At 53.0% G+C, this 15,697-nt stretch carries 17 protein-coding genes; 2 read left to right on the top strand and 15 right to left on the bottom strand.

Features of this window, described 5'->3' with window-relative positions:
* Positions 1-54: 54 nt before the first annotated feature.
* The 6 genes from AC50X8_RS21195 to AC50X8_RS21170 form a co-directional block, all read right to left on the bottom strand.
* Positions 55-1,095: a DUF58 domain-containing protein gene (locus AC50X8_RS21195; RefSeq protein WP_056038036.1), complete on the bottom strand. Its 1,041-nt coding sequence runs from the start codon at positions 1,093-1,095 to the stop codon at positions 55-57.
* Positions 1,092-2,081 (bottom strand): AAA family ATPase, encoded by a 990-nt coding sequence (locus tag AC50X8_RS21190; protein WP_056038039.1) that lies wholly within the window; start codon positions 2,079-2,081, stop codon positions 1,092-1,094. The genes AC50X8_RS21195 and AC50X8_RS21190 overlap by 4 nt, the downstream gene beginning before the upstream one ends.
* A gap of 16 nt (positions 2,082-2,097) precedes the next feature.
* The gene (locus tag AC50X8_RS21185) at positions 2,098-3,870 is read right to left on the bottom strand and encodes a DUF8809 domain-containing protein (protein WP_494881295.1); all 1,773 of its coding nucleotides are present in this window, start codon (positions 3,868-3,870) and stop codon (positions 2,098-2,100) included.
* Between the two features lie 38 nt (positions 3,871-3,908).
* Positions 3,909-4,802: an ABC transporter permease gene (locus AC50X8_RS21180; RefSeq protein ID WP_056038045.1), complete on the bottom strand. Its 894-nt coding sequence runs from the start codon at positions 4,800-4,802 to the stop codon at positions 3,909-3,911.
* The gene (locus AC50X8_RS21175) at positions 4,799-5,731 is read right to left on the bottom strand and encodes an ABC transporter ATP-binding protein (protein ID WP_494864017.1); all 933 of its coding nucleotides are present in this window, start codon (positions 5,729-5,731) and stop codon (positions 4,799-4,801) included. Before AC50X8_RS21175 ends, AC50X8_RS21180 begins: the two co-directional genes overlap by 4 nt.
* 73 nt (positions 5,732-5,804) lie before the next feature.
* On the bottom strand, positions 5,805-8,186 hold the full coding sequence (locus AC50X8_RS21170) for a DUF8725 domain-containing protein (protein ID WP_494863929.1): 2,382 nt from the start codon (positions 8,184-8,186) through the stop codon (positions 5,805-5,807).
* A 359-nt stretch (positions 8,187-8,545) separates the two neighbouring features.
* Between AC50X8_RS21170 and AC50X8_RS21165 the strand changes: the two genes are divergently transcribed.
* Positions 8,546-9,751 carry an MFS transporter gene (locus AC50X8_RS21165; RefSeq protein ID WP_494881293.1) on the top strand — a complete coding sequence of 402 codons (1,206 nt, stop codon included), beginning with the start codon at positions 8,546-8,548 and terminating at the stop codon, positions 9,749-9,751.
* A gap of 224 nt (positions 9,752-9,975) precedes the next feature.
* Here the strand turns inward: AC50X8_RS21165 and AC50X8_RS21160 are convergent, their stop codons facing one another.
* The 8 genes from AC50X8_RS21160 to AC50X8_RS21125 form a co-directional block, all read right to left on the bottom strand.
* Positions 9,976-10,077 carry an S-layer homology domain-containing protein gene (locus AC50X8_RS21160; protein ID WP_494881291.1) on the bottom strand — a complete coding sequence of 34 codons (102 nt, stop codon included), beginning with the start codon at positions 10,075-10,077 and terminating at the stop codon, positions 9,976-9,978.
* Entirely contained in the window at positions 10,058-10,207 is a 150-nt protein-coding gene (locus AC50X8_RS21155) for a hypothetical protein (protein WP_494881289.1), read from the bottom strand. The genes AC50X8_RS21160 and AC50X8_RS21155 overlap by 20 nt, the downstream gene beginning before the upstream one ends.
* On the bottom strand, positions 10,195-10,365 hold the full coding sequence (locus tag AC50X8_RS21150) for an S-layer homology domain-containing protein (RefSeq protein ID WP_494881318.1): 171 nt from the start codon (positions 10,363-10,365) through the stop codon (positions 10,195-10,197). The genes AC50X8_RS21155 and AC50X8_RS21150 overlap by 13 nt, the downstream gene beginning before the upstream one ends.
* Positions 10,349-10,582 (bottom strand): S-layer homology domain-containing protein, encoded by a 234-nt coding sequence (locus tag AC50X8_RS21145; protein ID WP_056038055.1) that lies wholly within the window; start codon positions 10,580-10,582, stop codon positions 10,349-10,351. The genes AC50X8_RS21150 and AC50X8_RS21145 overlap by 17 nt, the downstream gene beginning before the upstream one ends.
* Positions 10,583-10,628: 46 nt before the next feature.
* Entirely contained in the window at positions 10,629-10,787 is a 159-nt protein-coding gene (locus AC50X8_RS21140; RefSeq protein WP_155973312.1) for a hypothetical protein, read from the bottom strand.
* A gap of 9 nt (positions 10,788-10,796) precedes the next feature.
* Entirely contained in the window at positions 10,797-11,090 is a 294-nt protein-coding gene (locus AC50X8_RS21135; RefSeq protein ID WP_494863931.1) for a hypothetical protein, read from the bottom strand.
* 544 nt (positions 11,091-11,634) lie between these two features.
* Positions 11,635-13,425, bottom strand: coding sequence for an ATP-binding cassette domain-containing protein (locus tag AC50X8_RS21130; protein ID WP_494881287.1), 1,791 nt, complete (start codon positions 13,423-13,425; stop codon positions 11,635-11,637).
* Positions 13,422-14,291: an ATP-binding cassette domain-containing protein gene (locus tag AC50X8_RS21125; protein ID WP_494881285.1), complete on the bottom strand. Its 870-nt coding sequence runs from the start codon at positions 14,289-14,291 to the stop codon at positions 13,422-13,424. Before AC50X8_RS21125 ends, AC50X8_RS21130 begins: the two co-directional genes overlap by 4 nt.
* Before the next feature lie 125 nt (positions 14,292-14,416).
* On the opposite strand from AC50X8_RS21125, the gene AC50X8_RS21120 reads away from it, so the two are divergent.
* Positions 14,417-15,046 carry a biotin transporter BioY gene (locus AC50X8_RS21120; RefSeq protein ID WP_235533218.1) on the top strand — a complete coding sequence of 210 codons (630 nt, stop codon included), beginning with the start codon at positions 14,417-14,419 and terminating at the stop codon, positions 15,044-15,046.
* 142 nt (positions 15,047-15,188) lie between these two features.
* On the opposite strand, the gene AC50X8_RS21115 is transcribed toward AC50X8_RS21120, so the two are convergent.
* Positions 15,189-15,680: a YlbF/YmcA family competence regulator gene (locus AC50X8_RS21115; protein WP_056038065.1), complete on the bottom strand. Its 492-nt coding sequence runs from the start codon at positions 15,678-15,680 to the stop codon at positions 15,189-15,191.
* Positions 15,681-15,697: the final 17 nt, after the last annotated feature.

Genomic DNA, 15,697 nt, shown 5'->3' with positions numbered 1-15,697 from the left:
CTCCTCCTTTCACCCAAGTTGCACGTTTCTCCTCACATCAGTTCCCGTTCAAACTTAACTATGACTGTGCAGCACACCAGCGCGCAGCAGCGTATGCTGAACCGTTTGCTCCATCGGCTTGCTCGTATCAATAAAAATATAAAGCGCTCCGCGCTCTGCGCAAAGCTTCTTAAGATGACTGCAATAATCGTTAACTGTAACGCAATATTGTTCGAGCAAACGGCTGCCTAAAGCAACCTCCTTGCCCGTGCCGAGTTCACTGTCGAGCAAATTCAATTCACCTGTCAAAGCTGGGTTTAGCTCCTCTGGGCTCAATAAATGGAGAAAGACAACCTGCTGCCGGGCAGCAAGCAGGCTGAGCAGCGTCTCTTCAATGCCCGCTTCATACATCGCATCGGATACGACCCAAGTGACGCCCGTACGATGCGGGAGCTGACCAGCCTGCTGAATAGCTTCCCTCATAGACAGGGCTGCCGCCTGTTGTTCCATTGCTCTTCCTAGGCCCGTCATAGAAGGCTTAAGCTCCTCGCCCTGTTGAAAAGACGGCTGCTCCATTCCCCGTTCCAGAGCCGCCGCCAAAAAATGAAATAAACGCGCAGTGGAGCCCCTGCCGCGAAGCGAGGGAAGCTCTGCCGGAGCTGTGCCGCCAAACAGCTTGACCGCAACGCGGTCCTCGCCTGACAGCGCAGCGTATCCGCCGCTGGCCGCCAGCTGCAAGGCGCAGCGCAGCTTATTAGCCTGTTCGCCGCCGAAGTTCATCGATGGAGATACATCAACGTACACATGCAGCGTAAGCTCCTGCTCATCCCAATATTGCCGCATATACGCTCTGCCCGTTCGGCCGTATACATTCCAATCCAAGCGGCGAATGTCGTCGCCGGGCGCATAAGGACGATAGTCTGCAAATTCCTGCGAGCCGCCGAGGGTGCTAGAGCGGCGCTTGCCAGCCATCGAACCCTTCACCCGGCTGCCCGCAGCCACTTTCATCCGCTCCAAACGATGCAGCAGCGAGGAATCGGGAAAAAGCTTGGCTAAGGCACCGCTGAACGCTGAATGCTGGAATCCGCTTCCAGAACCGCTGCCTTGCCCATTCATCTTGTCAGCTCCAATGCGCTTAGGATGGATTCGGTCATTTGATCCGTCGTTATGCCTGCTGCCTGTGCCTCGTAACCGAGCACAACCCGATGCCGAAGCGCTGGCACAGCTACCTCGCGAATATCGCTCCACGATACGTGCAGCTTTCCGCTGCAAAGCGCCCTTACCTTGCTGACCGCCACAATCGCTTGCAGCGCCCGCGGTCCGGCGCCAAATCTAACATATCGCTTCACATCATCAGGAGCATCTGCTTCAGCGGGATGCGTCATCATCACTAGCCTGACCGCCAAGTCCAGCACATCATCAGCGACCAAAATATGCTTGGCATACAGCTGCAGCTCGGTCAGCTCTTCCCCGTTCATCTTCACTTGGGCGCGGGGCTGAGCAGCCGCCGTTGTGCGCAGCACAATTTCTTTGAGCTCCTCGCGCGTCGGATAGCTGACGCCGATTTTGAGCAGGAAGCGGTCAAGCTGCGCTTCCGGCAGCGGGTATGTCCCTTCCTGCTCGATAGGATTTTGCGTTGCCAATACAAAAAAAGGACGCGGCAGCTGGCGGGTTTCTCCGCCAGCTGTCACCGTGCCTTCCTGCATCGCTTCGAGCAATGCGCTTTGTGTTTTTGGCGTAGCACGGTTAATTTCATCGGCCAGCACCAAATTGCCGAAGATCGGTCCGGGCTGGAAGCTGCGTCCCGCTGCCCCCTGCTCGGTAAAATCGATCAGCGTCGTTCCCGTAATATCCGCAGGCATTAGATCAGGCGTAAATTGAATCCTTGAATATTGCAAGGAAATGGTATCCGCCACCGTGCGGACAAGCATTGTTTTCCCAAGACCGGGGATGCCTTCCAGCAGCGCATGTCCGCCTGCCAGCAAGCACCACAATAGCTGCTCGACTACCTTTTTTTGCCCTACAATGACGCTCCCAATTTCCGCTTGCAGCGCAGCTATACGCTCAGCCGCTTGTGTAATCTGTTCCTTGGATTCTATCATTTGACCACCCCGCTCCTTATCGATTCGGCTGTATGTTGTCGAAATATTGCTTTACTTTATCCTGCATGGCCTGTGGCAGCTGGGAGCGTCCAAGCGCTTTTTTGGCTTCGGTCGCATATTCGCTGTACACTTCCTCGTAAGGGCGTGTCGTGCCGTCAATCATTGGAGACTTGCCGCCCGTTTGCTCTTGGCCGCCAGTAGATGGTCCGCCATCCTCCTGCACATTGCCCTCACCCGCCATCGTGCGCGGCGTTGTTACAAGCGTTCGTCCGCCCGCTCCAGTACCGCCTTGCAAGCCTCCTTGCCCACTGCCCGAGCCACTGCCAGCACCTTGGCCGGCCCCGGCGCCTGTACCTGAGCCAGCACCAGCTCCTGCTCCAGCACCGGCCCCAGCACCGGCCCCAGCACCGGCCCCAGCACCGCTGGACGAAGGATCGCCGCCGCTGCCAGAAGCGCCGGAGCTTCCCGGCGCGGCGCCCGATCCGGGCTCGCTCGGCGAGCCCGATGCTCCGCCAGCGCTGCTGCCGCTAGGCGAGCCATTGCCGGAGGCCGCCGCTGCCCAACTCGGCGGCACGGTACCGCCGCTGGCAGCCAATTGGCCCGCAAGCGGCTGTCCGCTATGTCCAAGCTGGCTCGCCATTGCGCTAGCCAGCTGCTCCAGCTGTGCCTGCGACAATTCGCCGGCCAGCGCTTCTTCCAGGGCGGCGAGGCCATCGCCGCCCTCCGTTTCGCCCGAAGCGTCATCACCCGCTTCGGAATTGCGCGCTTGCTCCGCGGCTTCTGCCAATGCGGACGCGAGCGCCTCCTTGTCTTGCGGCAGCTGCTCGGCAAGCTGCTCCAGCGCCTGCGCAAGCTGCTCCTTCTGCTCAGGCGTCAGCTTCTGCAGTTCCGAGCGCATATCGCTAATCGCTTCGCGCATGCCCGATTCCAGCCGGTCCTGCAGCGCAGCTCCCAGTTGCTTCAGCGCAGGCTCGCGCTGCATCGCTTTCGCAGCCTCATCAAGCTGCGACGCCGTTTGCTTCGCCAGCTCCGCCGTCTGTTCAAGCTCGCGCATCGCCTCGGCCAGCTCGGCAAGCGCCGCTTCCATGTCGCTGTCGTTTTCCTCCAGCTTGCTGCGCAGCTTCTCAAGCGGCTCGGCAAGCTGCTGCTTCGCCTCCTCAGGCACATCTGCCTGCTCCGCTTCCTCCGCGAGCGCAGCCGCTTCTTCCCGCAGCGCTTCGAGCTGCTGCCGCTCAGCAGCCCGCTCCTCCGCCAAATGATCCAGCGGATTCGCCCATACGAGCAAAAGCGCGGAAATAGCCCATACCGCGCTAACCCCCAGCACGGCCCGCTTCCACGCTGGCCATGCGGGCCAAGGCAGCCGCTTGCTCAGCATAGCGGCATAAGCTTTCGCTGCAGCGATAGCCTCCTGCCGCTGCAGCATAACAATAGCAGATGGCTGCCCAGCCGGGCGCAGCCATCCATCAAGCGCGGTCGACACGGCATCATCCGTGTCATGCCGATCCATCGCTCTCGCCGCATCACGCAGCGAGGCGCGCCGCCAAAGCCCATACAGCAGCCCCGCCAGCAGCCCCGCCGCCGCCAAAATCACAGCCGCTGGCCGCGCATGTAGCAGCGGCCACAGCCTGCTTGCGACCAGCAGCAGCAAGCCTGCCGAGCTGCCTATAAGCAAGCCTTTCAGCCCATACTTGCACATCGTGAACATCGTCAATCTCAGGCGCACCGGCAATAGCAGCTCAGGAAGCTGCTGCTGTTCTTCTTTAGCCCGACTGCTTCCGCTTGGCTCCATTCGTGTTCCCTCCTGATTTAATACCGACTTCTCATCCCTTATTTCCGGTTTTGCTTCATGCGAGGACGCAAGTAACGAATACTTAACCAAATCGCTAGAGCGGCTAATACTAGATAAATGAGCATGAACTCCTGCCATAGCTGCAGGAACGGTTCAGATGCTGTTGCACCAGATCCCGAATAAACGATTTCTCTGGTTATATTAGGGTCCAAAATGCTGTACATCGCCACCGCTGGATTCCATGCAAAAATATGAGCGATCCATTCGTTAGAAGAGCTGTTTCCTGAAACCTGCATCGATACCATTATCGCTACATAACCGATGAGCGCCGTGCCCGCGTACAAAAACAAGGTCACGCCATACGTCAAAATGACAGCAATCATCGTCCGCTTGACGAGGGTGGAAAACAAAACGCCGAATGCTCCGATTACGATCATCAAAAATAAATAAAAGCAAAAGACGAGCAGCAGTTGCACAGGCGATATGCCGCCGAACAGAAACATCATGCTGTATATGGGAAGTGTACTTATGACGATTAAAATCATAAAGCTCAGGGAAGACAGCAGCTTGCTTAAAATAATCGTTGTCGAGCTTTGCTGCGTCGTAAGCAGCAGATTAAGCGTCTGCCGCTCGCGCTCCCCACTTATAACGCCAGCCGTCAAGCCCGGAGCCATAAAGGAAATGAGGCCGAGCTGTACGAAGCTGAGAAAATAAAACAATATCCGGCTTTCACTCGGATTAAAGGAAGCAGTATTGCCCGAGCTCATATTGAGCAAATAGATAGAGCTAAGGGCAAACAGCCCAATGGCGAATAAATAGGCAAGCAGCGTCCACATCGTGCGCGGCGTCCGCATCCGCAAGCGGAATTCCTTATCCAGCACCGGATTGATCAACTTGCTGCGCCAGTCTTTGCTTACTGTATCGTTTCTCATTCGAAGCCGTCCCCTCCTCTCGTAATTTCCAAAAAGACATCTTCCAAATTCGTCTGCCCTTCACTGAACGAAATAATGCGATAGCCCGCAGCAATCAGCTCGCCGACCAGCTCAGCCTGTTCGAGATCCTGTCCGCTAAAATGGACATGAATGCCCCGTTCATCGCGCATCAGGCGCGTCACATGCGGCTGCTCCTGCAAAAACTGCTCAGCCTCGTCCAGCCGCTCCAGCAGACGAATATATAAAATCCGCTTCACCCGCAGCCGATTCTGGATATCCGACACATTGCCCTGAGCGATCATCTGTCCATGCTCGATGACGCCAATTTCGTCGACCATCTCGGCAAGCTCCGGTAAAATATGCGAAGAAATAATGATCGTTTTGCCCATTGCCTTCAGCTCAAGCAATATTTCCCGCATTTCGATTCTCGCCCGCGGATCAAGCCCGGAAGCTGGCTCGTCGAGTATGAGCAAATCGGGATCATGTACCAGGCAACGTGCCAAGCACAGCCGCTGCTTCATGCCGCGCGACAGCGTATCGACATAAGCGTCCCGCTTGTCACTGAGATTGACCAGCTCAAGCAGCTGCGGAATGAGCTCTTCCCTTTCCTTTTTGGAAATCCCATAGCTCGCACCATAAAAATGCAAATATTCGACCGCTTTAAACTGATCGTACACACCGAAGAAATCCGGCATATATCCAATGCGCTTTCTCACTTCTGCCGGATGCTTCGTCACATCAAAGCCATCTACTTTGGCATAGCCTGATGTGGGAGACAGCAGCGTAGCCAAAATGGACATCGTCGTTGATTTTCCTGCTCCATTCGGCCCTACAAAACCAAACACCTTGCCTTTGGCAATCGTCAAATCGAGCGATTTTAAAGCATGAAACGAGCCGAAAGACTTACTTAGTCCTTTAATTTCAATCATAGGAACGGCTGCTTGCTCCTGGTCGGGCACAAGCCCCGCTTCCTGCTCCATTTGTATTTCCGCCTGCTCCGCCTTATTCATGCTTCGCCACCTCGCCTTCCACTGCAACTTGCGGCATTCTCGTCTCGAGATCCGTGTTTACGATCAGCTTCATCCGCAATTTGAAGCCGTCAATGAGATAGCTCGAAGGATCGTCCATTTCCGCTGCTACTTTAATCCATTTGCCTTGCGCTTCATCCCAAATGAGCCACTTCAAATTTTGCCCGGATTGGGAAGGATCGAGGTGAATGTCCAATTGGTCGTATGTCAGCTGTTCACGCTCAGGGAAGCTGTATTCCAGCACCAGCTCACCTTGCCCAATTGAAAAAGTTGAGTTTCCATAATTTTCTATTCGATTGACGCTTTTCTCAATAATAACAGGATTCACGAATCCTGCCGGCACGACAAGGCGGCCGTTTTCATCCGGCTCCATCTCGCCCAAGCTCTGCACCCACATCGTCAAATTAGCAGCTTTTACTTTATTGTTATTAACAGTAAACAATGCGTCTTCATTTTCACTGAATCCGATAATGACCGGACCATAAATCATCGGTATTGTCGAAGAACTGTAGTTCATATTAAAATACGTTTCGACCAGCGTGCGCTGCCTGCTGAACGTATCCTGATTGCCGCTCTGATACGGGAATATCATGCTGCCGTAATTAAAATATCCCATATTCGTGTTGGGATTGTTGGAGATGAGCGCAGAACCTTCTTCGCCTTGCTTTAAATCACCGATTGAATAGCTGCTGCCGTTCATCACCACAACCACATCATTTAAATCGTTCAAGGTGTCATTTTTAATGATATACTCCATTTGCCCGTTGCTGTTCTGGTAGGACACCTTGAATTGTCCGACCTGCTCCTGCATGGGAACATTTTCAAACACGGCTTTGCGTGTCGACCAATATTCCACATTTTTCCATTCAGCTGTCGTTTGTCCTTCTATGCTCACCACTCTGCTGTCGCTGCGCAAATTCAAGTCGCCCGTGCTGCTGCCTGATGCATAAGGTGTGAGGGGAAGCATTTCATCGAAGCGGGCAACAACTTCGCCGCCATTCGGAACGAAGATCGAAAATGCCCCGGTTTTAACCCCGTCGCCTTGGCCAGATAATTGCACGGTTTGAACCGTGTGGGTAGACATAAAACGTTTATTTTCAGCACCGAAGAAGAAAATAGCAACAGCGCAAATAATGGAGATGAGCGGAATGAGCCACCACGACCACTCCCGCTTGTCTGCCTTGCGCAGCACCAAATACAGCACCGGAGCTACAATAATCATATAAATGATAAACATGACGAGTAGTAGGCCAAAATTAGGCGGTGTAATCGAAGGAAATTGATCTACAATTTGTTGAAAGCCCCAATACGCATTGTTGCCGCTCATATAGCCCTGCTGCATCGGAAATAACGAGCTTTGCAGCCAATTTGCATATAACGTGGCACTTCCCGACCAAGAAGCAATGGGCTCCAGTGCGGGATCAAAAGCAATGTACAGCACCTTGCCAAGTCCCAGCTTGCGCTCAACCGCAATCGGCGTTTCCCCGCCTATCAGCTTTGTTGCCCCAGCGGCAAGCTTGCCTGTCGACAGTGTCATATCACCTGCACTTGCGCTTTTTGCTTCGCCGGCGTTCACCATTTCAGGCGAAATCGGCTGTGACACCGTCCCGCCATCCGGCTCAACTGGCGCAATAGCTGCAAAAGCTTTCGCTGTTTTGCTGTAGCCTGCGCCTCCAGAGAGAATAAGCGTGCCTCCCTTGCTGATCCAGCCAGTAATAGCCGCCACCTGCTGCTCGCTCCAATCCGAAGTCGCAACATCATTAATGGCAAGGACATCAAAATAATCGAGCAGCGAAGCTTCGTTCGGCAGTTGCTCCCGCGTCAGCGGCATTACGGAAATTTGATAGCCTCGCACATTCAGCGAAGGCATGAAATTTAACGTATCGGGATCGCTTGCAAGAACCCCGAAAGTGTAATCGGAAGTGCCATTGCTATCCAAAAAGGCTTTGCCAATGAAAGCTACTTCCTTCCCTTTGGCTGATGCGCCTTCAAAAAAGCGGATTTTGTTATTGTCTTTGCTCAGCTGCGTGCCTGGCAATGAAACCGTCAGCTCGACGGGCGTTTCTTTCGGCAATTCGACCGGCACGACATAATCGGTCGTCATCCCGCCATAAGGCGAAATAATCGAAATGACAACCTCGCCCTTTAAGTCGGCATTCGTCCGATTCGTCAATGTGAGATGGGCAGGCATTCTTTTATCCACTTTCACACTGCCCTGATAGCCTGCTTCTGCTTTCAGCTCAATGCCTGCCGTTTCGGCAAACGCTTTCGAGCCTGTTGCTCCAAGGTCCGCACATAAACTGGCGATCATAATCATCATGACAAAAAGCTTTAATTTAAACCCTAATCGACTCACAGACAGACCCCTCCCTATTTTTTTATGTACTCATCCAAGTTTCTAACGCAAAATACGACGAAAATGTTTCATAATTTTACATAATTCATCCAATGCAGGAAAAAGAAAAGCCTTGTTCGCATAAAGCGACCCAAGGCTTAAGCACAATCTCATTTATTTACACTTGCTGGATAAATCCATAATCGGCAGAAGTTCGCCCCTTCGGGACCACACTGCGGCTTCACGGTACTAGCAGCATTTATCTTATGCCAAAAATATAAAACTCGTCATTCCCATTTATTTGAAGAAACCAACCATATTTGTGGGTGACAAAGAGCCGGATCGTAGGCTAAAGTAGTGATGAAAGGGGTTTTATAAAGATGTCTACTGCTTTGTCAGCTTCTGAACCAGCTCATTCTACTGCTTCACAGCGCTTGTTGTTTACGATTGTTACGCTATTATACTGGACTTCAATGTACGTTTACGTACCGACGTTATCGCCTTTTTTGAGCGGCCGCGGCTTGTCGATGCAGCTGATTGGCATTGTGCTTGGCAGCTATGGCTTTGTTCAAATGCTCGTCCGTTTCCCAGTTGGTGTCGCTTCTGACCGCTTCGGCAAACGCAAGCCTTTTATTATACTGGGCATGGTGACTGCTCTGTTAAGCTGCCTGATGTTTCTGGTGCCAGGACACTGGCTATGGCCGCTCGGAGGCCGGGCAATGGCAGGCATATGCGCCTCAACGTGGGTTGCTTTTACAGTCATGTATGCCAATTATTTTGCCGCAGAAGATGCTGCGAAGGCGATGGGAAGCATCAGCGTGATGATCGTTAGCGGCCAAATGCTCGGCATGCTGATGAGCGGAACAGTGACCGATATGTGGGGAGAAGCAGCACCATTCATTACTGGGGCTGTTATCGCTGGGGTAGGGCTGCTGCTAGCCCTAATTTTAAAAGAACCGCAAAAACAGCTGCATGAGCGCGTCGGCATGACACTCGCGATGGCGCGCAGCATTATCGGCACGAAGCTCTTGCTTCAAGTATCGCTGCTCTCCATTCTCGCACATGGCGTGCTGTTCATAACGATGTTTGGCTTCACGCCACTCAAGGCAGAGACGCTGGGCATTACCGGGTATGGGCTGACTTTCATTGTTTTTGCCTTTATGCTGCCGCATGCGCTCGCTTCGATGTTCACCGCCAAATGGTTCGCACCGCGTTTTGGCAACTGGGTCACGATTGGAATTGGCTTCGTGTTAAGCGCAATATGTACGGTGGCCATTGCCTATACGGATTCGTTCGCTATGCTGGTACTGACGCAAGCGATAAACGGCTTCGCTCAAGGCTTGCATTTGCCGCTGCTGCTCGGGCTCTCGATTCGTGACGTCCAGCCTGCTGGGAGAGCTACTGCAATGGGCCTTTATCAGGCCGTGTATTCGATTGGAATGTTCTCCGGCCCTTTTCTAGCCGGTTGGCTCAACGACAGCTGGGGCATGAATAGCGGCTTCTGGTTCGGCGGCATGCTCGGCGCTGCCGCAGCGCTGCTTAGTGCGTGGTGGTATATGAAGGAGCTCAGAGAAAAAGGGCGTTGAGTTGTAAGCGTGCTGAAACAACGGTTCGTTCGTGATGAAGATAGCCGTTTCCCAAAAACGAAAAATAGCGCCACAGGTGTAAGTGCCTGCGGCGCTATTTTTGTAATTTCAGCAGAGGGTCTCAAAGGTTGTCGTTCATTTCTGCCCTTTATATATCCGCCCAATGTATTCATTCACATTTCATTATTTGCTTTACGCATCCAGGATCCGCTAATCCATCCAATTTATTTATTCTTCTGTGCCAGCATGTTAAGCAGCACCGTAACTGCCTCAGCTCTTGTCGCAAGGTCTTGAGGGGCGAAATCATTATCTCCTTTTCCTTGCATTAGACCGGATTGCTTCATAATAAGCAATGCTGCCTTTTGCCCATGCCGGAATTACCGCTTCATCTGCAAACCCAGTTGCAGCACTCGCTGCGCTTGTATGGCCTAATGCAATCGCGATCATTGCTGCCATCTAGCACGTGTAATTTGTGCGTTCGGACGGAAGCTTCCATCCTCGTAACCGTTAATAATGCCAGCTTGCAAGGCTTGACCGACTGCTTTATGAGCCCAGCTGCTAATATTCGTTGTATCTGTGAAGGTTAGAGCCTTTCCATCATCTTGCGGCTTCAGCGTATAGCGTATTCATCAGCATCACAACAAATTCCGCTTGAGAAACCATTTTACCCGGTTTAAAGGTGCCGTCTGCATAGCCGTTCACAATGCCGCTGCTGACTGCTTGATCAACATTTGCCTCCGCCCAATGCCCGGAGATGTCACAAAAATTAACATTAATTGGATGAATATCCACAACTAATACCGCAAACTTCGTAAAGGGATTGACATCCACTGTGATTTTATTGCCGCTTATTTTGCTGCCTGCGTATCTACTGTCGTTACTGGAATTTCCCCAAAGACAGGCACCCAGGCACCGTTATTCCCGGTATCGCTGTTTCAGCAATTACCGCTGCTGTTGCTGGGAATATCGCTGTTACAACTCCTGAATCCGTTTCATTTGATGCTGCTGCTTCGAAGACATCCAAGGAATCTTCCATTCCTCCTGTTTATGTATATCCGTTTTTCGGTGTAATGGTAATGGTTGCTGTATATGCTGTATTGACAGCAAATGTGCTATGCGCAGGCAACCAGCCAATAGTAGCTGTGTAATCGGTCGTATCCGCTAGAACCGTTACTGGCCTTTCGCCAACTACTGGCACGTTTTTTCCAGCAATTGAAGAGCCTGCAATTGTGACAATTTTGATATTCTCGCTTACTACCACCAGCACTTGTTCATAGGATGCCGGTTTGCCCGTGGTTGCCGCTGTTCGGACATAAATTTTAGCTCCTGAGACAGGCATACTGCTCCTTGCTTAGCGCTTATTCCAGGAAAAACGCCTCTGACGCTTCAAGGCTTGGAAACTACAGCCTTACAGCCTGCGATTGTTGCTCGGATCACTATTGCTGAGAACACAATTGCTGAGATTACTGTGGCTTGGAACACGAAACTCTGGACCCTCACTCCTTTTTTGGCGGACTGAGGTTCCGCTATTCTTACTTTTTCTCCGATTTCAGGCCGCACGCGGACAGGAGATCCGCTATTGCCCTCCTCATCCTGCCAAAATGGCGATGGGCAGCATATTAGCGGCTTCTGAGTCCGCAGCCTGTCCCAAAACCCATGCTTCGATTGAAATAGCGGCTGCTGTGTCCTCCAAAGACACCTTTGTGCAGGGAATAATGTAAACACTTGAAATTAAGAGCATGGCGCTACCTTTCACTCACATTCATTAGACGGCAGCATTCCCGGTAGTAGAGGGATTAAGTACAGGGTTCGAATGTCAGTGAAGCCAGCTTGCTTCCTCGAAAAATACGAAAAGAACGCTAAACCTTCGTCATCCTCAACGTTTAAAATAATGCTACCATATACAGCAGAGCCGCTCCGAAAACCGCCCCGGCAAGCAGCAGCACATCCTGACGGCCAAATCGCAAGCGAAAGCCTTGTGTCGAACGAATCTCACTGTTGCCAAACCCTCTCGCCTCCAGCGCCTCTGCCATTTGCTCCGCCATTCGCAAAATCGAACGAATGTAAGGGATAATCGCCGATGCCAGCATCGAGGGCGGCAATGAGCCGACTGGCGTAATTGCCTTCCCTCGCGCATGCGCGATTTTCGCAAACCGCTCCCATTCCTTAAGCAGCAGCGGAATAAATCGAAATATTAAGGTCACGGTCAACGTAATCGCTGAGATCGGTACTTTAAACCGGCTCAGCCAGCCGAATGTTTGCTCCAGCGCCCGCTGAATTCGCAGCGGCGTCATAAGCAGCAGCATCGGCAAGCCCAGCAGCATGGCGCAAAAAAGCGTCGCCAAGCGGAGCATCGTTCGTGCTGATTGCTCCCAATCAAACGATAAGGGCTGGATCTGAGCTCCGGCTACTACACCGAAGAGCAGAATGATTAAGGCGTAGGCTCGAATAAAGCCGAGCCAAGGCCGCATTTGAGCGCGCAGCGGCAGCCATATGGCGGCTGCAAGCGCTCCTGCCAGCAGCAAGCCGCTCCAGCTATGCTGCATGATGATGGTCGCCGCCAGCAGCATGTAGGCGGCGATAAGCGCTCTTGGATCGAAGCGCGTCGCCAGGCGCTGCGCTTCGGGCTGCGCCGGCGGGAGTTGCCGGCGCTTGGGTTTAGGCAGCGGCGGCGAAGCGTTCGCCGCTGTGGGCTTTGCGCCTGGCGATGGGCGAAGCTCCATCGCCGGAGGCGCCTGCGGCGCGGCGAGCGGCAAAGCCGCCGCGCCAGGCAGCGCCGCTGCGGCCGGGGCATCCGCCCGGCCGCTTTGCGGCTGCGCGGCGGCGGCATGGATCGCCGCCGCAAGCGCCTTTGGCGCCGGCCATACGGCGGCGCCACCGCCCGGCGGCTGCGCCGCGAAGCCGCGCAGCTTCGCCAGCGCGCGCAGCGCCTGCGGCGCAGCTGCATCTGCAGCGTGTGCGTTCGCCCACGCCGATGCAGCGACCGCTTCGCGGACTGAGCCGCCCTCGACCACGACGACTTCGTCCGCAAGCGGCAGCAGCGCTCCCGGGTCGTGCGTTGCCACGACCGCTCCGCGCCCAGACGCCTTGTGCGCCGCTAATACGGCGCACAAGCGGCTTATGCCCTCGGCGTCCAGCCCCGCCGTCGGCTCATCCAGCAGCAGCCATTGCGGCTTGCAGGCCAGCAGGCAAGCGAGTGCGAGCCGCCGCTGCTGTCCGCCGCTGAGCGACCAAGGATCGCGGGCAAGCAGCTCGGCAGGCAAGCCTGCTGCTTGCAGCGCATCATGCAGCCGCCGCTCCTTCTCCGGCGGCTCCAGCTTATACGGCTTCAGTGAATAAAGGAGCTCCTCCTTCACGGTCGCCGCAAACCATTGCGACTCCGAATGCTGGAGCGCGATGCCCGTATTCTGCACGATGCTGCGACTGAGACGTCTGCGTCTGCCCTTTTTCATCCAAAGGTTATCAGCACCAAGCGCAATTTCGCCTTCGTTCAGCCTGCGAAGCCCTGCCATTGTTTCCAGCAGCGTGGATTTGCCCGCACCATTGCTGCCAATGAGCAGTGTAATCGTGCCTTCTTTAAAAACGAGCTTTTCTTTAATAGTCAGAAGCGTCTTGTCTCGTTCTCCCGCAGCACAGACGCGTATCTCTTCCAGTCTCCAGCTAAGGTCGGTCATCTTTGCAGCGCCTCCGCAAGCCTGTCTACGGTCAAGGGCAAAGGCTTTAAAACGATACCCAGCTTCTCCAGCTCCCAAGCTGTCTGTACCGCATAGGGGGCTTCAAAACCGAGCCGCTCGCACCAGCTCCGCCCTCCTTCTTCACTCCCCGTACTCGCCGCATCTTTTACAATAGCACTACGCTCATAAAACGACTCCGTAGTCCCGTCAAAAACGATTTGGCCCTGTTCCATCACAACGACTCGATCACCATGTCGAAGCTCAGCCAGCTTTTGCGTAATCCATATGATCGTTCCTCCTGCGGCATGAAGCTCCCGCACTTGCTCCCCAATAGCCAGGCTTGCTTCAGGATCAAGCATTGCCGTGGCTTCATCGAGCACCAGCACAGGCGAGTTGACCGCCAAACAGCCAGCAATAGCTGTCAGCTGCTTCTGCCCGCCCGACAAGGTGCCGACAGCTTGGTCCTTCCGTTCCAGCAAGCCGGTTAAGCTAAGCGACTGTTCTGCCAATGCAGCTATTTCATCGCTAGCAATCCCATGCTGCTCCAGCATCAGCACAACATCCTCCCAAGGTGTTGCGCCAAGCATGGAAGCCTCTGGCTGCTGCATCACAATTGGAATCGGCTTATTGTAGGCAGCAAGCTTGCCCCCCATCAAATAAGTCCCGCTTTTCTCGCCTACAGGAAATCCGGCAATGACCTTAGCGAGCGTACTTTTGCCACTCCCATTGCTCCCTAGCAGCGTCAGCCAATCCCCTTCCTTCAGGGCAAGACTGACACCTCTTATAATTGGAGGCTGCTCACTCGCCGCATCAAAAACGCGTGGCTTAACCGTCAGCCCCTCAACCCGTATTAAATAATCGTTCAAAAAAATTTCACCTGCCCTCTTCCCCAAAGCGCCGCTCTGTGCTACAATCCATTTTGTTAACCATAAACAAATGATAATTGGTTAACATTATAAAAGCAATCATCATTTTAAAGGAGACGATTTCATTGATCAAAAGCAGTACGAATATTCGCAGCATGGTGTACATAGCCTTGTTCGCTGCCTTATTTATTGTCATGAGCAGCCTTCAATTCAAGTTTGCCGCTTCACCCGTACCGATTACCCTTCAAACGCTCGCCGTTGCCCTCGCAGGACTATTCCTCGGTGCACGCAATGGATTTTTCTCTATTTTGATTGTCGTTGTACTGGCCACGATCGGACTTCCGCTTATTAACGGAAATGGCGGCTTCGGCATGATAGCTGGACCTACCGGCGGTTTTCTCGTTGCCTTCCCCTTTTGCGCTCTGCTTGTAGGCTTCTTCACATCCAAGCTGCTTCATAGCTCTTTTGCAGCAAAAAATCGGGTCGCAACTGCTATTTTGCTATTTGTCATTTTCGAGCTGTTTAGTTCTTTTTTTGCTTATGTCATCGGCATCCCTTGGCTCATGCAAGCAACAGGCCTCTCGTTTCAAAAAGCAATGATCAATGGCTGCTACCCATTCCTCCCCGGCGATGCTGCCAAGTCCGTACTGGCCGTCATTATAACGCTGGCGTTAAAGCCTTATATTTTGCGGATACAAGCTTCAACCAGCAATAAAAACGCCGCTCCTGCTGTTCCATTCACAACAACACCATAAATTCCTTCAAATTCATTACACTCTTTACCTTCAATAGTTACAAAAAAAGGGGCTGCAAGCAATGGTATTCCACCATTGCACAGCCCCTTTCCTGTTTCATTGCACTTGCCCGAATTCCACTGGTTCAACCTCAAGCAAGTTGTTAGTCGCACTCAGCAGGCGCTTCCTCAGCTCCTGCCTCCACATTGATTTTCTCAGAAACCGTATCCCGTACAATGGAAATAACGAGCTGCAGCAAATAGTTGATGTCGGACTGGCTTTGCTGGAATTCCGTTACAATCGGAATGCCGTCCAGCTCATCCTGCAGCACTTCCATTTCCTGCTCGATTTTTTTGACCATCGTTTCGTTTTTGAAAGTTGTCTCAAATGCGACTAGTTCCTTCTGCTTTTTCTTTACAGTCGCAATTAATTCCTGAATTTTCGTATTGCCTTGAATTTGGCTTTCCGCACGGCGGTAATGCTGTACTTCCTCAGAAGTATAAATCAGGTCAGCAAGCTCCTTCGCCTTCTTCATAATGTCTTCGCGAATTAGCAAATCACGCGTATCAAACTTTGGAATGCCGCATCCTTCACCATGCTCATGATGGTGATGGCCATGCTCCGTATTGCCTTGGACCGTTTGTTGCTCAGACATATATCATCTCTCCTGTT

It is taken from the genome of Paenibacillus sp. JT22N15, from assembly GCF_059383755.1.
The sequence above is the reverse complement of the archived record's forward strand: the minus strand, read 5'-3'. Positions and strand labels throughout refer to the sequence as shown.